This window comes from Allgaiera indica (genome assembly GCF_900106675.1).
Taxonomy (GTDB): Bacteria; Pseudomonadota; Alphaproteobacteria; order Rhodobacterales; family Rhodobacteraceae; genus Acidimangrovimonas; species Acidimangrovimonas indica.
The window spans coordinates 209,861-226,366 of the sequence record NZ_FNOB01000003.1 but is presented as its reverse complement, the minus strand read 5'-3'; the positions used below and the strand labels follow the sequence as shown (position 1 = coordinate 226,366).

Sequence of the window (16,506 nt, the reverse complement as noted above, 5' to 3'; positions counted from 1 at the left end):
GGCGACCGGTGATGCGGGTCTTTCGCCCGTCAGCTTGGCAGATATTCCCTCGACCAGCTTTCGCTGGCCGCACCGGCGGCGATCATCGCGTCGATGCGAGCGTCGTCATAGCCCAGATCACGCAGCACCTGCCGGGTCGAGGCGCCGTATTTCTCGGCCGGGGCGGGCAGCATCACGCGCGCCCGCCCCGGACGGACGCCAAAGGCATCGAGCTGGGTCACCGCATGGCCCGACGGGTGATCGGGGAAGACCGTGAAGGCATAGCTGCCTCGATCGATCCCCGGCGTTCCGTCGGCGTCATGCGTGTATCTTGCGCGCAAGGCGTCGATGTTTTCGCAGACCGCGGCGGCGATGTCGTGGCCGCGCAGGGTGGCGATCCAGTGTTCGGCGGTGTCGTTGGCGAAGATCTCGGACAGGAAGGCCTCGCGCTCTTCCAGCGGCACCGCGCCGAAGCCGTCGAGTTCGGGAATGCCGGACAGGGTGACCACGTCGGCCTCGTAGGCCGAAAGCAGCAGCCATTCACCCGAGGCGGTGTAGTAGAACCTGGTCAGCGCGTCGTAGCCGTTGACATAGCGGCCCGAAGGCTCATCGAAGAGGCCGCGGCCGGTGTAATCGTAACAGAACGGCACCTGCAGCAGGCCCGAATTGGCCGACAGCGAGGTTCGGGGCCGGCCGGTCACGCCGATCTTCAGCTGCTGGTAGAGTGCTGCGCCGATGGCGATGGTGCCGGCAAAGCCGCACATCACGTCGATGGTGCCGACATGGGCATGTTCCTCGGGCTCGCTCATCGCGCCTCCAAAGCGCAGCATGATGCCGGTGGTGGCCTGCACCAGATCGTCATAGCCGACGTAATCGGTGCGCGGGCCGCGGCGCACGCCGGAAAAGCAGTCAAGCTTGCAAAAGATCGCCTCGGGGTTGATCCGGCCCAGGCTTTCGGCGTCCAGCCCCATGCGGCGGATCTGGTTGTCGGGCGCGTTCCAGACGATCACGTCGACCGAACGCACCAGATCGTCGAAGGCCTCGCGGCCCTCGGGGGTGGTCAATTCGATCAGGGCGGACCGCTTGCCGCGCATATGCGACATACCGAAGATCACCGTGTTCCAAGCGTCGTATTTCGGCGTCGCGGGGTCAAGCTTGATCACCTCGGCGCCGAAACGGGTCAGGAAGCTGACCGAGTGCGGCCCCGCGATCACGTTGCACAGATCGAGGATCCGCACCCCTTCCAACCAGCCCGACCGATCGCCCGGATCGGTGACGCGCGGCAGTTTCGTCCGGATGCGCTTGAAGACCCGCAGCGCGGTCGAGAAATCCACCCAGCGGCGCGGCGCGGGGTTCAGCGCGGCTTCGCCGCTTTCTTCCAGCCAGGCGACCGGGCCGGGCTGGATCATGGTGCCGAATTCGGGATCCTCGACGTCGATCATCAGTCCCGTGGTCTCGGCATGGTCGTCGTTGATCCATTCCTGCAGCCAGCGCTGCGGCGCGCCGGGGAACTTGTTGCGACCGAAGATGCGCTCCCATTCCTTCGCGGTGCGGGTCAGGAACACCTCCTTCATCCGCGCGGCGATCTTGTCGGCCCAGACCTTCGGCAGCGGATAGACCCCCAGCGACACGTCCGAGGACCATTCCGCGCTGGGCTTGTAGGTGTCTTCCTCCTCGCTCAGCCCCTCGGCGACCAGTTCGTCGTAGATGCCCAGCGTCTGCAGGCAGCGTCTGGCGTGGTTCTTGTGGCTGGGGCAGACGACGTAGAACATGCGCCCATCCTTGCACAGATAGCTGCGGTAGAACGGGTCCAGAAGCTCTTGCAATTCCTCATAGCTGAGGTTCATCGGCAGGCCCTCGGTGCGCCGCCGGGTGATCTCGCGCTCGCGCTGGGTTATGTAGCGGTCCGGCAGGGCCTCGATGCGGATCGAGTTGTAGCAAAGCCCCTCCATCACCGCCGAGGCCAGCGGCACCTCGATCTGGTCGCCCAGCCCGTTGCGTTCACGCGCCTGCAGCGCCAGCACGGCGGCCGAGGCCGCGATGGTCGCCCCGTAAGCCGAGGCCAGCGGCAGCGGCGAGAACGACGGGTTCACCCCCATCAGCACCCGGTTCAGCCCCATGTCGGTGAAGACACCGGAACTTGCGGAAATGATGCTTTCATAGGCGCGCAACTCCCGCCGTTCCTCATCCGCCGACGCGAAGCCGGGGATCGAGACGGTGATCAGTTCGGGGAATTGCTTACGCAGTTCGGCCGGGTCGAGGCCCAGCTTGGCCATCTTGCCGGGGCGAAAATTCTCGATCACGATGTCGGCTTCGGCGATCAGCTCCTTCGCGCGTTCCAGCCCTTCGGCGGATTTCAGATCCAGCGAGAGGATCAGCTTGTTGCGGTTCAGCGTGGCATTGGCGGGACTTTTCCACATCGGCCCGCCGGGCGGATCGACATGCACCACGGTCGCGCCCAGATCGCCCAGCATCATCGCCGCGGCGGGGCCTGCGATATATTGCCCGAAATCGAGCACCTTCACGTTGTGCAGCGGCAGCTTGTCACGCGTTGGACTGGACATGGGCGTCTCCCGGCTGGCGCTTGCACTGTCTGGAATGGCTGCGGCGGCCCGGCGCGACGGCGCGCAACGCAGGGACGGGACGCGAAGGAGGGACGGGACGCGAGAGACAGACGGCGCGCGAGATTGGGGCGGCGCGCGAAATTGGGGCGGGGCGCGAGATTGGGGCGGGGCGCGAGATGGGAACGGCGCGCGACGGGCCGCGCGCGCCGAAACGGCTTGTCGGTTGCTGCATTCCGCGCCTCCCTTTGCCTCTTGCCGCACGGGCCTTTCGCTTCGCAATAGCCGAGGTCGGGGCCTTGTGCCCAATAAAACCGGCGCGTCGCATTATTATTCCTGTTCATGATGCGCGGTGCGGGGCTGTCCGTCCACGGCCCGCCCCTCGCGCCCCTTGCCCCCGGTCGGCCGCGCAAGCAAAGTGCGGGCGCGAAGGAGGATCTCATGAACCACGACGATTTGCGCGACTGGTCCAAGCGGGCCGCCGATTGGGCCCATGCCTACCACGCCGGCCTGCGCGACCGGCCGGTCCGCGCCGCCTCCGCCCCCGGCGATATCGCGGCGCAGCTTCCCGCCGCCGCCCCGGAAACGCCCGAGCCGATGGAAACGATCTTCGCCGATTTCGAACGCATTGTGCCGCCGGGGCTGACCCATTGGCAGCATCCGCGCTTCTTCGCCTACTTCCCGGCCAATGCCGCGCCCGCATCGATGCTGGCCGAACAGTTGACCAACGCGATCGCCGCGCAGGGAATGCTGTGGCAGACCTCTCCCGCCGCGACCGAGATCGAGCAGGTGATGATGGTCTGGCTGCGCGGCGCCCTGGGCCTGGGCGATCATTTCACCGGCACGATCCACGACAGCGCCACCACCGCGACGCTGTCGGCGGTGCTGACGATGCGCGAGCGCGCGCTGGGCTGGGAGGGGCTGCAAAAGGGCCTGTCGGGCGGGCCGCGGCTGCGGATCTATGCCGGGACCGAGGCGCATTCCTCGGTCGACAAGGCGGTGCGGGTCGCCGGGATCGGCCAGGACAACCTGGTGCGCGTGGCCACCGACGGGCGCGGCGCGATGAAACCCGGCGCGCTGGCCGGGGCGATCGCCGCCGACCGCGCCGCGGGACACCTGCCCGCGGGCGTCGTTCTGGTGGCGGGGGGCACCTCGGTCGGCGCCTTCGACCGGATCGGCGATTGCCTGCAGGTCGCCCGCGCCGAGGGGCTGTATAGCCATGTCGATGCCGCCTGGGCCGGTTCGGCAATGATCTGCCCCGAATTCCGCCCGCTCTGGGACGGGATCGACGGCGCCGACAGTCTGGTCTTTAACCCGCACAAATGGCTGGGCGCGCAATTCGACTGCGCGGTGCAATTCCTGGCGGACCCGGCGCCGCAGGTGCGCAGCCTCAGCCTGCGTCCCGAATACCTGCAGACCCTCGAACATGACGAGGTGGTGAATTTCAACGAATGGACGGTGCCGCTGGGCCGACGCTTCCGGGCGCTGAAACTGTGGTTCCTGCTACGCGCCTACGGGCTGGAAGGCTTGCGCGCCCGGATCCGCAACCATGTCGCCTGGGCGCGCGAATTGTGCGAGGAGATCCGCCCCATGGCGGGGGTCGAGATTGTCACCGAACCCTCTCTGTCGCTGTTCAGCTTCGCCCTGCGCGCGGGTGACACGGCGACCGAGGCGCTTCTGACCCGCATCAACGCCGATGGTCGCATCTATCTGACCCAGACCAGCCATCGGGGGCGCTTCGTGATCCGCGTGCAGGTGGGCCAGTTCGATTGCACCCGCGAGGACGTGTTCTGCGTGGCCCGGGTGCTGCGCGAGATGCTTGGCTGACCCGCCGGTCAGGCAGGGGCCGCGTCGGGAAAGAAGCCCTCGGGGCTGCGCATCGCGGGCAAGGCGCGCATCCGCGCCTGCCAGGCGGCCATCGCCGGGCTTGGCGCGACACCGGCCCTGTCGGTCCACTGGGCATAGCCCCAGATCGCGCAATCGCCGATCCCGGGCGCGTCGCCATGAAAGAACGGCCCGTCCCCCAGCAACAGATCGAACCGCGTGCGATCCGCCGCATAGCGGCCCACGAGCCAGGCGACCACCTCGGGCGCGAAGGCCCGCCGCCCGGGACCGCGCGCCGCGACCAGCTGCGGCAGGCACATGCCGATCCGGTTCGCCTCCCACAGCAGCAGCTCGCGGCCGCGCCGCAGGCCCGCGGTGCTCTCACCACCCAGGCAATGCCAGCGCGTGGCGATCTCCAGCAAGATCGCGCCGGATTGCACATGCGACTGTCCGTCGATCATCAGGACCGGAACCTCGACCGCCGGGTTGGCCGCCAGGAAATCGGCGGGCCGGGTCTGGGGCGCGGCCCAGATATCGACCCGTTCGACGCGGTGCGCCAACCCCGCAAGCGCCAGCGTCGCGGCCACTTTGCACGCGTGGCCCGAGTCGGGATGTCCGTAAAGAAGAAGCTCTACCATCCTGCCCCCGCCCCCATGGCCTGCTGCCAGGTTCGACGCTTTGCGCAGGCGCAGCAAGCCACCATCGCCACTGCACGCAACGAAAAAGGCGGGCCCCCGCGGGACCCGCCTTCCTGGTTGCGCGCGGACGCGATCAGAAGTGGTAGGACACGTTGATCGTCGCGGTGGTCGGCTTCAGATCCGTACCGGTGCCGCCCACGTTGTTGAAGCGGTAGGACAGCACCTGGCCGCCGACGCTCCAGCTGTGGTCGATCTTGTAATCCATGCCGATGCCGCCGAAATAGCCGCTCTTGGTATAGGAATTGCCGCCGATGTTGGCCTTGGTCTGGCCGGCGCCGAGGGCGAGATAGGTGAAGGCGCGACCGAACTTCGGACCGGCCTTCAGCTCAAGCCGGGCCAGGTGGTTCACCTTGCCGCCGCCCGACAGCTTCATGTTGGTGCCGTCATAGCCCAGCTCGCCGCCGGCGACCCAGTTCCCGAAATCCTGAAGATAGCCGACCTGGGCGCCATAGAGCGCGCCGCTATGGCCGCTGACACCGCCGCCCGAAGCCGTGGTATGGCCGTAACCGAGGTTCACGCCGCCATAGAAGCCGGTCCAGTCCGGCATCGCCGGGGCGGGGGGCGTCACGACGACGGGGGCCGGTTGCTGGACCGGTTCGGCCATTCCGCCGGCAAAAGCGGGGGCGGCTGCAAGAAGGCTGACGGCGCTGAGTGCCACGAACTTTTTCATCTCTGTCTCCATACACTTTTTTCCGACCGCCACTGCCCGGACGGCTCGGGGCGCTGCAGATGTCTGCAACGTTGTCCGGAAACGTGGGTTGAACTGGTCCGGTTCCAAGGGGGGTATCACCACTGAGTGAAATTTCGCGCATTTCCGGTGATCAAAGCAGGCGGAAAATTGCCGATTTTCCAGAACCTTGTTGGTATTCCGCCGAGCGGGGCCGCGCCGGCCCCCTTGCCGATCCGCCTCGGGCACCGCCGATCCTCGCCGGGATAGCTCTCTTGCCGCCGCACCGCGCCATTCAGGACCGTCGCCGCACCTTGGAAAGCCGCCCGGCACGCAGGGCCAAGGGGCAGATCTTCGCCCTGACGCCCGCGGTTTTCGGGCTTGAAGCCCCCTTGCCCCTCGGTCACAGAGAAACAGAGGAAGGAGACCGCGATGCGTACAGATTTCGCCGCCACCCGCGCCATGTTCCATCTGCCCGAGGGGGTGATCTACCTTGACGGCAATTCGCTGGGTCCGCTGCCCAAGGCGGCGGCCGCCCGGCTGGCCCGCACGGTGACCGAGGAATGGGGCGAGATGCTGATCACCGGCTGGAACCGCGCCGGCTGGATGGCGCTGCCCTCGCGCGTGGGCGACCGCATCGCACGGCTGATCGGCGCGCCGCCGGGCAGCGTGGTGATGGGCGACACGCTGTCGATCAAGGTCCATCAGGCGCTGGCCTCGGCGCTGGCGCTGCGGCCCGACCGCCGGGTGATCCTGTCGGACACCGGCAACTTCCCCTCCGACCTCTACATCGCCGAGGGTCTGGCGCGGATGCTGGGTGGGGCTTACGAATTGCGCACCGTCCCCCCCGAGAAGGTCGCGGACGCGATCACCGAAGAGATCGCCGTCACCCTGCTGACCGAGGTCGACTACCGCACCGGGCGGCGCCATGACATGCCCGCCCTGACCCGCCGCGCGCATCAGGCAGGCGCGCTGGCGATCTGGGACCTGGCCCATTCCGCCGGCGCGCTGCCGGTGGACGTGACGAAGGGCGGCGCCGATTTCGCGGTGGGCTGCACCTACAAATACCTCAATTCCGGCCCCGGCGGCCCGGCCTTCATCTATGTCGCCCCTGCCCTGGCCGACACCGCGCGCCCCGCGCTCTCGGGCTGGCTCGGGCACGAGGCCCCCTTCGCCTTCGACCTCGACTACCGCCCCGCGCCAGGGGTCGAGCGGATGCGCGTCGGCACGCCGCCGATCCTGCAACTCGCCGCGCTCGAGGCCGCGCTCGACGTCTGGGACATGGCCGACATCGCCGATGTCCGCGCCCGCGCGATCGAACTGTCCGAAGCCTTCATCGCCGGGGTCGAGGCCCGCTGCCCCACCCTCGCCCTCGCCTCGCCGCGCGACCCGGAACGGCGCGGCAGCCAGGTCAGCTTCCGCCACCCGGAAGGCTACGCGATCATGCAGGCGCTGATCGCCCGCGGCGTGATCGGCGATTTCCGCGCCCCCGACATCCTGCGCTTCGGCTTCACCCCGCTCTATATAGGCCTCGCAGAGGTCGAGGGCGCGGTGAAGATCCTCGGCGATGTCATGGACGGCACTCTCTGGGACCGACCGGAATACAAGACCCGCGCCCGCGTGACCTGAGGAGGACCCGGAATGGAATTCCGCCGCTTTCGCGAAACCGACGCGCCCGCCTGCGGCGCGCTCTTCTTTCGCGCGGTGCACGAGGGCGCGGCCAGCCGCTACACCGAGGAACAGCGCGCCGCCTGGGCGCCGTGGCGGGTGCCCCCGCCCGAGGTCCTGCCCCGCCTCGCCGCGAAGCTGGCCGAGGAAATCACCTGGCTGGCCGAGGAGGACGGCGCGCTCCAAGGCTTCATGTCGCTGCGCAAAGACGGCTATCTCGACATGGCCTTCGTCGCCCCCGAGCGCATGGGCACAGGCCTTGCCGGGCAACTCTACGACAGGATCGAGGCCGCCGCCCGCGCCCTCGGCCTCGCGCACCTGACCAGCGAGGCCAGCCATTTCTCGCGCGCCTTCTTCGCGCGGCGCGGCTGGCAGGTCGACGCCCCGCAGCAGATCGAGCGCCGCGGCGTGCGGATCGAGAATTTCCGCATGAGCAAGACCCTCTAGGCCCTTCATCTTGGCAAAAATACTCTCGGGGGGCGCAGGGGGGCAGACAGCCCCCCGCCGCCGGCCTCTCAGCCCAGCCAGCGCTCGTAATCGCTGACCAGCAGATGCACCGGCGCCACGTCCTCCTCGACCTCCGAGAACCGTCCGATCGGATCGCGGAAGACGTTGTCGGTGCGATCGTCGTTGACCGTCGAGACCTCGCCGATCAGCACGTCGCCGCCCTCGCCCCAAAACGCGTGCCAGTCGCCCGGCATCAGCGTCACGCTCTCGCCCGGTGCCAGCATCAGCACCTCGCCCGGGGCGAAATCGCGCCAGATCCCGTCGCAGCGCACCCGGCCGCCGGCCCCGGCGTCGAACCCGCCCCCGGCGTCCGAGCCGTAAAGCTCCACCGCCAGCGTCGCGCCGCCGCGGTTGATGATGTCCTCGGCCTTCACGACGTGGCGGTGCATGGGCGAGATCTGGTCGCGGCGCGAGATCAGCAGCTTCTCGGCATAGCACATGCCCTGCCCCGCGCGCAGATCGTCCAGTTCGCCGTTGCGCAGGGTAAAAAGAAACAGCCCCAGCGCGTCGAACCTGCCCTGACCGTAATCGGTGATGTCCCAGCCCAGACCCGCGCGGATGATCCCCGCGGCGGCGGTGCTTCGGGCGCGAAATTCGTCGGGGGTCCACCAGGCGAAGGGCGGCAGCACGAAACCGAAGCGACGGATCATTTCCGCCGCCTCCGCCATGATCCCGTTGATCTGACTGCGTTTCATCCTTGGGTCATCCTCAGGCCAGTCGCCGCACGGCCGAACTGTCGGCTGCATGCCGCCCGGCGGCAAAGGCGCGCACCGCATCACCGAAGGCGGTGAACAGCTTGCGCGACACCGGGTCGTTCGCGGCATTGTATTCCGGGTGCCATTGCACGGCGAGCGAAAAGCCCGGCGCGCCCTCGATATAGGTCGCCTCGGGCGTGCCGTCGGGGGCGATGCCGTCGATGACCACCCGCGGGCCCGGCTTCTTTATTCCCTGGCCGTGCAGCGTGTTGGTCATCACCGCCTCGGCCCCCATCAGCCGCGCGAAGGGTCCGCCGGGGGTGAAACGCACCTCATGGCGCAGGGCGAATTTCTCCTCGATCGTGCCGTCGGGCGGCATGCGGTGGTTCATCCGCCCGGGCAGATCGCGGATCTCGGGGTAAAGCGATCCGCCCATCGCCACGTTCACCTCCTGAAAGCCGCGGCAGACGCCAAAAACCGGCTGGCCATGGCTGATGCAGGCGCGCACCAGCGGCAGGGTCACCCCGTCGCGGCCACGGTCGAAGGTACCATGGGCCGGGGTCTCTTCCTCGCCATATTCGGACGGGTGAACATTCGCGCGCCCACCGGTCAGCAAGAAGCCGTCGCAGGCCTCCATCAGTTCCTCGGTGGACATAAAGGCGGGATCGGCGGGCACCACCAGCGGCACGCAATCGGCCACATGGGCGATGGCCTCGATGTTCATCGTGCCGGCTGCGTGGACGTGATAGTTTTCGCGAACCACACTGGCGTTGCCGATGATCCCGACCACCGGACGTGTCATGCGATGCCCTCTTGTCTTATTGTATCGGCGCCGAATGTAGGCCGCGCGGCCCGGGGCGTCGAGTGCTCAGATGCACAAGCCGCGTGCGCACCCGCCGTTGCCCGCAAATTGGGCGACGGGCGCGACGATCCGTCGCCGCCCGCGCCCCACGCAACCCGCGCGTCCATCGTGCTCCCTCCGTCGCGCGGCATGGACAATTCCCGCGCCCGGCCCCAGTCTGCGGTCATGAAATCGCGCAGCCCCCGCATCGCCGTCCGCGCGCTACTGCATGACGCGCGGGACCGGCTCTTGATCGTGAACGCCTATCCCGGCGCCCGGCTGGACCTGTGGTGCGCCCCCGGCGGCGGGGTCGAGCCCGGCACCTCGCTGCCCGACAACCTGATCCGCGAGATGCAGGAGGAAACCGGCCTGACCGTGACCGTCGGCGCCCCGGCGCTGGTCAACGAATTCCACGACCCCGACACCGGCTTTCACCAGGTCGACATCTATTTCCGCTGCACCGCCCGGGGCCCGATGCCCGAGACGTGGCGCGACCCCGAGGGCGTGGTCAGCCACCGCCGCTTCGTCACCCGCGAGGAACTGGCCCGCCTGCGCCACAAACCCGACAGCCTGGGTCCGGCCGCCTGGGGCGAGGGGCTGCTTTACGACCCGCTGGAGGTGATCCTGAAATGAGCCGCGCCTTCGTCAAGGAGGACGGGCCCGACAACGCCCCCCTGCCCGACCTGCCGATCAGCCCGCATCCGAATTTCGTCACACCCTCGGGGCTGGCGGCGCTGCGCGCCCGGCTGGCCGAGGCGCAGGCGCGGCTGATGGCGCTGCGGGGCCGGCAGGAGCGGCTCGACAAGCTGCCCGAGGCCGCGGCCGAGCGCGACATCCGTTATCTTGAGGCCCGGTTGAAAAGCGCGATCCTGGTCGATCCCGCCGCCCAGCCGCGCAACGAGGTCGCCTTCGGCGCCACCGTCACCCTGGCCGAATCCGACGGCAGCGAACGGCATTTTCGCATCGTCGGCGAGGACGAGGCCGACGGCGCACGCGGCTGGATCACCCCGCAGGCCCCGCTGGCACGCACCCTGATCGGTGCGGGTGTGGGCGATGTGATCGCCTGGAAACGCCCCGGCGGCGTGACCGAGCTGGAAATCCTGGCGATCGCCTATGGGCCCGGACCGGAGGTCGCCTAGAACCGGCGCCGTGCGCGTCAGGCGGCGTCGTGGCGCAGGATCGCGGCCTCGGGCGCGGACAGCTCGCGCCGCGCGAAATCGCCATAGGCCTGCGGGGTCCACGCCAGATCGGGCCAGGCAGCGAACAGCGCGGCGCGGTCTTCGGCGCCAAGCGTCTCCAGCGCGCCGCCAGAAGGATGGAAGCTTTCGGTCTCCAGCCCGTTGGCCCAGATGATCTGGTGCCGCTCCAGCAGGATATGGACATAGGTGACCTCGGCCAGCCGTCCATCGACGCTGATCGCGCCGCCATCCACCAGATCCTGCGCCGCGACCAGAACTTCGGGCGCGTTGAACAGCGCCCCTGCCGCCGGGCCGCGCACCAGCATCCGGTGGCGCGGTGAAACCAGCAGGTCGGGATCGGGACGGCCGATACCGAAGGCGCCGGCACGAAACCGGATCGGACGCAACTCGGGCTGGGCATAGAGGCGCGCGCCCGACAACCGCCGCCGCCCGGTCCAGACCACGGGCTGCGGGCCGTTGTCCTTGGTCAGGATCCGGTCGCCCGGCATCAGCGCCTCGATCCGCCGGGGCCCGCGCGGGGTGGCGATCTCGGTGCCCGGGGTGAAGCAGATCAGCGCCGCAAGCCCCGCCCGCCCGGCCACCCGGGGGCGCATCGGCGGTCGGGCGCCGCGCACCACCCAAAGCTCTGCTCCGGCGGGGGGCAACGCCCCGTCGAAAGCCAGAAGATCGCCGCACGGCGTGTCAGTGTACGCTCCTTCCCACGCGGCGTCCGGCGCCGCATCCGTCGCCGGGATCAGCAGCGCCTCATAGCTGTGCCGCCCGTCGGTCAGCACGATGGCCCGATCCGAGGGCGGCAGATCTTCCGGCGCGAGACGCGGGGCGGGGCCGGCCAGATCCGTGCGGCGGTCCGCCGCCGGCGCCCGACCCAGCCGCGATGCCGAGCGCATCGCGCGGCGGCGAAGCGCGTCCCCGGCGGGATCCCCCTGCAGCACCAGAAGCGATTGCGGCCCGTCCACGCGCAGCGCGGAACCATGCCAGCGCCAGGTGGCGCCCGTCGTCAAAAGCCCGCGCGGCGCGCCCTGCACACCGTCCACTTCGGTCTGCGCCCATGAAATGACGAAGATGCCGCGACTTCCCCTCTGCATGCCTGTCTGCCGCCTCGATCGCGCTATTGTTTCCAATTTTGTAACATGATTGGCCGAAAATGGGAACAATATGTCGCGGCGCCGGGACGGGACCGGGCCAGCAGGACGGGACGGGGCAGACCCGTTGGCGCCGGGGCGGTTCGTTCCCTGGCCGTGACGTCAACCCAGCGCGGCCAAGAAACGCTTCAGCAGATCGACCGCTTCAGGCTCATCGAGGAAGGGGATGTGGCCGCGCCCGGGAACTTCCGCGAACAACATGTCGGGACGACGCCGGCGCATCTCGGCCGCGGTTTCGGCACTGAGAAGATCCGAATTCGCCCCCCGGATCAGCGCCAGCGGCAAGCCCTGTGTCGCCTCGAACAGCGGCCAGGCGTCCTTGGCCGCCGCGGGCAGCGCCGATTGGAACGCCTCGCGCAGTGCCGGATCGTAGGTGATGCGCAAGCCATCGGGCGAAACGCGGTAATGCAAGGCGGCCTCGTCGCGCCAGCGGCTTTCGGGCACGCCCTTAAATTCCGGCAGGCTGGAGGGCAGCGCCGCAGCCAGCTGGTCCAGCGTCTTCGCCGCGGGGTTGCGGCCGACGTAATCCTGGATCCGCTGCAGACCCGCCATCTCCAGCTTGGGGCCGACGTCGTTGAGACACAGGCCCAAAAGCCGATCCTTGGCGGTGGCGGCCAGATACATGCCGATCAGCCCCCCGCGCGAGGTGCCCAGAACGGCGGCCTTCTCGACGCCCAGATGATCAAGCAATTGCAGCGCATCCTGCGCCTCGCGCGGCACGGTATAGGTCTGCGCCCCGGTGAAATCCGACGCCCCGCGGCCGCGGTAATCCACGCGGATCACCCGGCAAGGCGGCAGATGCGGCATCATATAGGCGAAATCGCCCATCGTGCGGGTCAGGCCCGGCAGGCACAGAAGCGGCAGGCCGGCGCCCTGGTCGTCATAGGCGATATGGGCGCCGTCGTCGGTGGTGAAGCTTTGGGTCATAGCGATTTTGCCAGATCGGGAATGCCGGTCAGATCGGTCAGGATCGTCTGCGGACGCCAGGGCATCCGCTCGACCGGCTGACCGGCGCGGTTGACCCAGGCGGTGTGAAAGCCATAGCCTGTCGCCGCCGTGGCATCCCAGCCGTTCGAGGACACGAACAGCACCTGATCCGGGGTGCAGCCGAAGCGCGTGCCGACCATGTCATAGACCTGGCGCGCGGGCTTGAAGATGCCGCAGCTTTCGACCGACAGCACGTCGTCCAGGCGGTCTCCGATCCCGGCCGAGGCCACGGCGGCGGCCAGCATCTTCGGAGCGCCATTCGACAGGATCGCGGTGGCAAGACCCGCCTGTTTCAGTTCCGCCAGCATCTCCGGCACTTCCGGATAGGCCGAAAGCTCCTCGTACAGCGCCATCAGGCGGTCGCGCAGCGCCGGGTCCGACAGGCCCGCGGCCTCCATCGCCCAGTCGAGCCCGTCGCCGGTGACTTGCCAGAAATCCGTGTGCGCCCCGGTGATCGCGCGCAGCCAGGTGTATTCGACCTGCTTGCGCCGCCAATCCTCGGCCAGGCGCGGCCAGATCTCGCGCAGCGCCTCAAAGCCGGGCTCCTGTGCCGCCCCGCGGGCCGCGGAGGTCACATCGAATAGCGTGCCGTAGGCGTCGAAGATGCAGGTGGTGATGGTCATGGGCGTTCCTCCTGGCCGCGACCATGTCACAGCCGCGCGGCAGAGGGAATGCCGCAATGCGGTGGCTAGGCCCGCCTGCGCGCGGCCCAGCCGATACCGGCCAGCGCCGCGAGGATCAGCGCCAGCACCGGCCCGTCGCCCCAGCGGGCATAGGGCGGCTCGGCCAGCGCGCCCGGCACCGCGGCATCCAGATAACCCGCCGTGTTCAGCGGCAGCGACGCCACCACGCGGCCATAGGGGTCGATCACCGCCGAGACGCCGGTATTGGCGGCGCGCAGGAAGGGCAGGCCTTCCTCGATCGCGCGCAGCCGCGTCTGGGCAAGGTGCTGGTAGGGCCCGGCGAAGGTGCCGAACCAGGCATCGTTCGTCACCTGCAAGATCCAGTTGGCCCGGCCCGGGGCGGCGCGCAGGTCCTGGGGAAAGATCGCCTCGTAGCAAATCAGCGGCAGCACCTTGCCGATCTTCGGCCCAAGGTCGAGGATCCGCGCCCCAACCCCCGGCGTGAAGCCGTTGCCAAGCTGCGCGGCGAAGGCGGTGATGCCGACCTTCGCCAGTACGTCACCGAAGGGGATGTATTCGCCGAAGGGCACCAGATGCCACTTGTCATAGACGGTCTCGATCGTGCCCTGCGCGTCCATCACCGCCAGGGAATTGTAATACCGCCCGTCGGCGCCGCGCTGGACACCGAAGGCCAGCGGCACGCCATGCGCCGCGTCGCGCATGATCCGCAGCCCCGGGCCGGGATCGTTCAAAAGGAAGGGGGCCGAGGTTTCGGGCCAGACGATCAGATCCAGCGGCGGCGCGCCCGGCTTCACCGGCGCGGCGGTGTCATCCAGCATCCGGTCCCAGAAGATGCGCTGCCAATGGCTGTTCCACTTCAGATCCTGCGTGGCGTTGGGCTGCACCAGCCGCACCTCGATCGGATGGGCGCGCGGCGGGATCGGCTGCCCGACCCGCCAGGCGCCGAACACCATCGCCGCCCCCAGCAGAAAGGTCGAGGCGGCGGTGCCGCGGATCCGGCCCACGGCCAGCGGCAGCGCGGCAGCCAGCGTGGTCATCAAGCTAAGGCCCACGGGACCCAGGAAGATATCCGCCTGCGCCGCCCAGGTGCCCACCCAGACATGACCGACCAGCCCCCAGGGGAACCCCGTCAGCACATACGAGCGCATCAGATCCGCCCCCGCCAGCGCCACGGCGAACGCCAGCGCGCGGCTGCGCGGCCCGCGGCCCAGCGCATGACCCACGCCCGCCGCCAGCGCCCAGAACAGCGCCAGCCCGAAGGACATGAACAACAGCGCGAACGGCGCCATCCAGCCATCGCGCGCCGGATCCACCAGGAAGGGATCGACGATCCAGTACATCGCGGCCGCGAATTGCCCCGCCCCCGCGAACCAGCCCAGCCAGACCGCGTGCGACAGCCGCGACTGCCGCGCCAGCAGCCAGGTCAGCCCCCCCAGCGACAGCAGCGTGCCCCACCACCAGCCCAGCGGCGCCTGGCCGGTGGCCGCGCCCACGCCGATCAGCATCGCCAGCCCCAGCGCGCGCCAGTGCGGGCGCGCCGGCGCCTTCACAGCCTTGGGAAGCCGCATTCACCCGTCCTTTTCAGGGGGGGGCGCCGGCGAAGCAGAGGCGGCCGGGGCACTGCCGGGCAGCCGCACGCGCAGCCGCTTGATGCGGCGCGGATCGGCGTCGATCACCTCGAATTCGGCGCCGCTTTCGTGACGGATCACCTCGCCCCGCGCGGGAACCCGGCCGCACATCAGGAAAACCAGGCCGCCCAGCGTGTCGACCTCTTCCTCGTCCTCGCCCTCGACGCTCAGGTCGAGGCCCGTCTCGGCCTCGAATTCATCCAGCGGCGCGCGGGCCTGAACGATATAGGCGCCGGGCTTTTCCAACTGCCAATAGGTGTCGGAGGTATCGTCATGCTCATCCTCGATCTCGCCGATCACCGTCTCGATCAGGTCCTCGATCGTCACCAGCCCGTCGACGCCGCCATATTCATCGATCACCAGCGCCATGTGCACGCGTTCCTTCTGCATCTTCTGCAAAAGCACGCCCACCGGCATCGAGGGCGGCGCGTAAAGCACCGGGCGCAACAGCTTGCGCAGGCTGAACCGCCCGCCCGAATTGCCGAAGCCGTAGGTCAGCGCCAGGTCCTTCAGCAGCACCAGCCCCAGCGGCTTGTCCAGCGTGCCCTTGTAGACCGGCAGCCGCGAGAAGCCGTGTTCGCGGAACACCTCGACCAACGCCTCCTTGCCGATCTCGACCGGGACGGCGGTGATCTCGGCCTTCGGAATCGCGACATCGTCGACCCGCAGGCGGCGCAGGTTCGAAATGCCGAACGCGGCCTGCGGCGCGGGCGTGTCGGGCGCGGGCGCCGAACGTGTGGCCGGAGAGGTTTCCGCCTCGCCAGGGGAGAGGGCCGAGAAAAGGCGGCTGAAGAAGCCGGGGGGTTCGGGGGGATCGAGATCCTGCGCGCCATGCGCCGCGCTAGATCCTTCGCTGCGACTGTCCATCGGTCCTTTCCAAATCGCCCGGGGCCGGATCGTCCGATCGCGGGGCCGGGCCCGCTTCGGCATATGGGTCCGCGATACCCAGGCTTGCAAGTATGCGCACTTCCAGACCTTCCATCAGCGCGGCATCGGCCGCGTCAATGTGATCATAGCCCAGAAGATGCAAGGTGGCATGAACGATCAGGTGGGTCACATGATCGCGCAGGGATTTGTCCTGCTCGGTTGCCTCGCGGGTGCAGGTATCCCACGAAATCGCCATGTCACCCAGTTCCAACGCGCCGAAGGCATCCGGTTCGGGCGCCTGGGGGGCACCGCCGGGACGGTCCGCGCCGCGTTCGGCCGCGGGCCAGGACAGCACGTTGGTGGGGGTGGGCTTGTCGCGGAAATCGGCGTTCAGCACGGCGATGCGCGCGTCGTCGCAGGCCAGAAGCGTGGCCTCGGCCATGGCCGGGTCGAGACCCGCCCCCCCCAGCGCGGCGGCAACGGCACGTTCGGCCAGTTCCTCAAGATCCAGCGCCTCCCAGCGCGGATCTTCCATGACGATATCCAGGCTCATGCGCGGGCGGACAGCGCGAAGGGCAAACCTGCGCGCACCACGGCGC

General features: G+C 68.9%; 16 protein-coding genes. 5 read left to right on the top strand and 11 right to left on the bottom strand.

Annotation, left to right across the window (positions count from 1 at the left end):
- Positions 1–29: 29 nt before the first annotated feature.
- Complete coding sequence (locus BLV97_RS04285; protein WP_035842347.1) at positions 30–2,543, bottom strand: CoA transferase; 2,514 nt, start codon at positions 2,541–2,543, stop codon at positions 30–32.
- A 438-nt stretch (positions 2,544–2,981) separates the two neighbouring features.
- On the opposite strand from BLV97_RS04285, the gene BLV97_RS04280 reads away from it, so the two are divergent.
- A complete protein-coding gene (locus tag BLV97_RS04280) occupies positions 2,982–4,367 on the top strand; it encodes a pyridoxal phosphate-dependent decarboxylase family protein (RefSeq protein WP_035842344.1) in 1,386 nt (461 codons plus the stop codon).
- 8 nt (positions 4,368–4,375) lie between these two features.
- Here the strand turns inward: BLV97_RS04280 and BLV97_RS04275 are convergent, their stop codons facing one another.
- Positions 4,376–5,002, bottom strand: coding sequence for a glutathione S-transferase family protein (locus BLV97_RS04275; RefSeq protein WP_035842342.1), 627 nt, complete (start codon positions 5,000–5,002; stop codon positions 4,376–4,378).
- A gap of 133 nt (positions 5,003–5,135) precedes the next feature.
- The gene (locus BLV97_RS21140; RefSeq protein WP_035842417.1) at positions 5,136–5,732 is read right to left on the bottom strand and encodes an outer membrane protein; all 597 of its coding nucleotides are present in this window, start codon (positions 5,730–5,732) and stop codon (positions 5,136–5,138) included.
- Positions 5,733–6,161: 429 nt separating this feature from the next.
- On the opposite strand from BLV97_RS21140, the gene kynU reads away from it, so the two are divergent.
- Positions 6,162–7,358 (top strand): kynureninase, encoded by a 1,197-nt coding sequence (gene kynU / locus BLV97_RS04265; protein WP_035842339.1) that lies wholly within the window; start codon positions 6,162–6,164, stop codon positions 7,356–7,358.
- A gap of 12 nt (positions 7,359–7,370) precedes the next feature.
- Positions 7,371–7,844, top strand: a complete 474-nt coding sequence (locus tag BLV97_RS04260; RefSeq protein ID WP_035842336.1) for a GNAT family N-acetyltransferase — start codon at positions 7,371–7,373, stop codon at positions 7,842–7,844.
- A 68-nt stretch (positions 7,845–7,912) separates the two neighbouring features.
- Here BLV97_RS04260 and BLV97_RS04255 read toward each other — a convergent pair whose 3' ends face one another.
- Positions 7,913–8,599, bottom strand: coding sequence for a D-lyxose/D-mannose family sugar isomerase (locus tag BLV97_RS04255; RefSeq protein WP_035842333.1), 687 nt, complete (start codon positions 8,597–8,599; stop codon positions 7,913–7,915).
- A gap of 13 nt (positions 8,600–8,612) precedes the next feature.
- Entirely contained in the window at positions 8,613–9,401 is a 789-nt protein-coding gene (locus BLV97_RS04250; protein ID WP_035842330.1) for a gamma-glutamyl-gamma-aminobutyrate hydrolase family protein, read from the bottom strand.
- Between the two features lie 189 nt (positions 9,402–9,590).
- Between BLV97_RS04250 and BLV97_RS04245 the strand changes: the two genes are divergently transcribed.
- Positions 9,591–10,073 carry an NUDIX domain-containing protein gene (locus BLV97_RS04245; protein WP_035842414.1) on the top strand — a complete coding sequence of 161 codons (483 nt, stop codon included), beginning with the start codon at positions 9,591–9,593 and terminating at the stop codon, positions 10,071–10,073.
- The gene (locus BLV97_RS04240) at positions 10,070–10,579 is read left to right on the top strand and encodes a GreA/GreB family elongation factor (RefSeq protein ID WP_035842327.1); all 510 of its coding nucleotides are present in this window, start codon (positions 10,070–10,072) and stop codon (positions 10,577–10,579) included. Before BLV97_RS04245 ends, BLV97_RS04240 begins: the two co-directional genes overlap by 4 nt.
- A gap of 17 nt (positions 10,580–10,596) precedes the next feature.
- Here the strand turns inward: BLV97_RS04240 and BLV97_RS04235 are convergent, their stop codons facing one another.
- The 6 genes from BLV97_RS04235 to ybeY all read right to left on the bottom strand — a co-directional run bounded on the left by BLV97_RS04235 (position 10,597) and on the right by ybeY (position 16,460).
- Positions 10,597–11,724 (bottom strand): Hint domain-containing protein, encoded by a 1,128-nt coding sequence (locus BLV97_RS04235; RefSeq protein WP_035842324.1) that lies wholly within the window; start codon positions 11,722–11,724, stop codon positions 10,597–10,599.
- Between the two features lie 159 nt (positions 11,725–11,883).
- On the bottom strand, positions 11,884–12,708 hold the full coding sequence (locus BLV97_RS04230) for an alpha/beta fold hydrolase (RefSeq protein ID WP_035842322.1): 825 nt from the start codon (positions 12,706–12,708) through the stop codon (positions 11,884–11,886).
- A complete protein-coding gene (locus BLV97_RS04225; RefSeq protein ID WP_035842319.1) occupies positions 12,705–13,391 on the bottom strand; it encodes a haloacid dehalogenase type II in 687 nt (228 codons plus the stop codon). Before BLV97_RS04225 ends, BLV97_RS04230 begins: the two co-directional genes overlap by 4 nt.
- 65 nt (positions 13,392–13,456) lie before the next feature.
- Positions 13,457–14,980 (bottom strand): apolipoprotein N-acyltransferase, encoded by a 1,524-nt coding sequence (gene lnt, locus BLV97_RS04220; protein ID WP_051646055.1) that lies wholly within the window; start codon positions 14,978–14,980, stop codon positions 13,457–13,459.
- Complete coding sequence (locus BLV97_RS04215; protein ID WP_035842316.1) at positions 14,981–15,907, bottom strand: hemolysin family protein; 927 nt, start codon at positions 15,905–15,907, stop codon at positions 14,981–14,983.
- A complete protein-coding gene (ybeY, locus tag BLV97_RS04210; protein WP_051646054.1) occupies positions 15,882–16,460 on the bottom strand; it encodes an rRNA maturation RNase YbeY in 579 nt (192 codons plus the stop codon). Before ybeY ends, BLV97_RS04215 begins: the two co-directional genes overlap by 26 nt.
- Between the last annotated feature and the right edge of the window lie 46 nt (positions 16,461–16,506).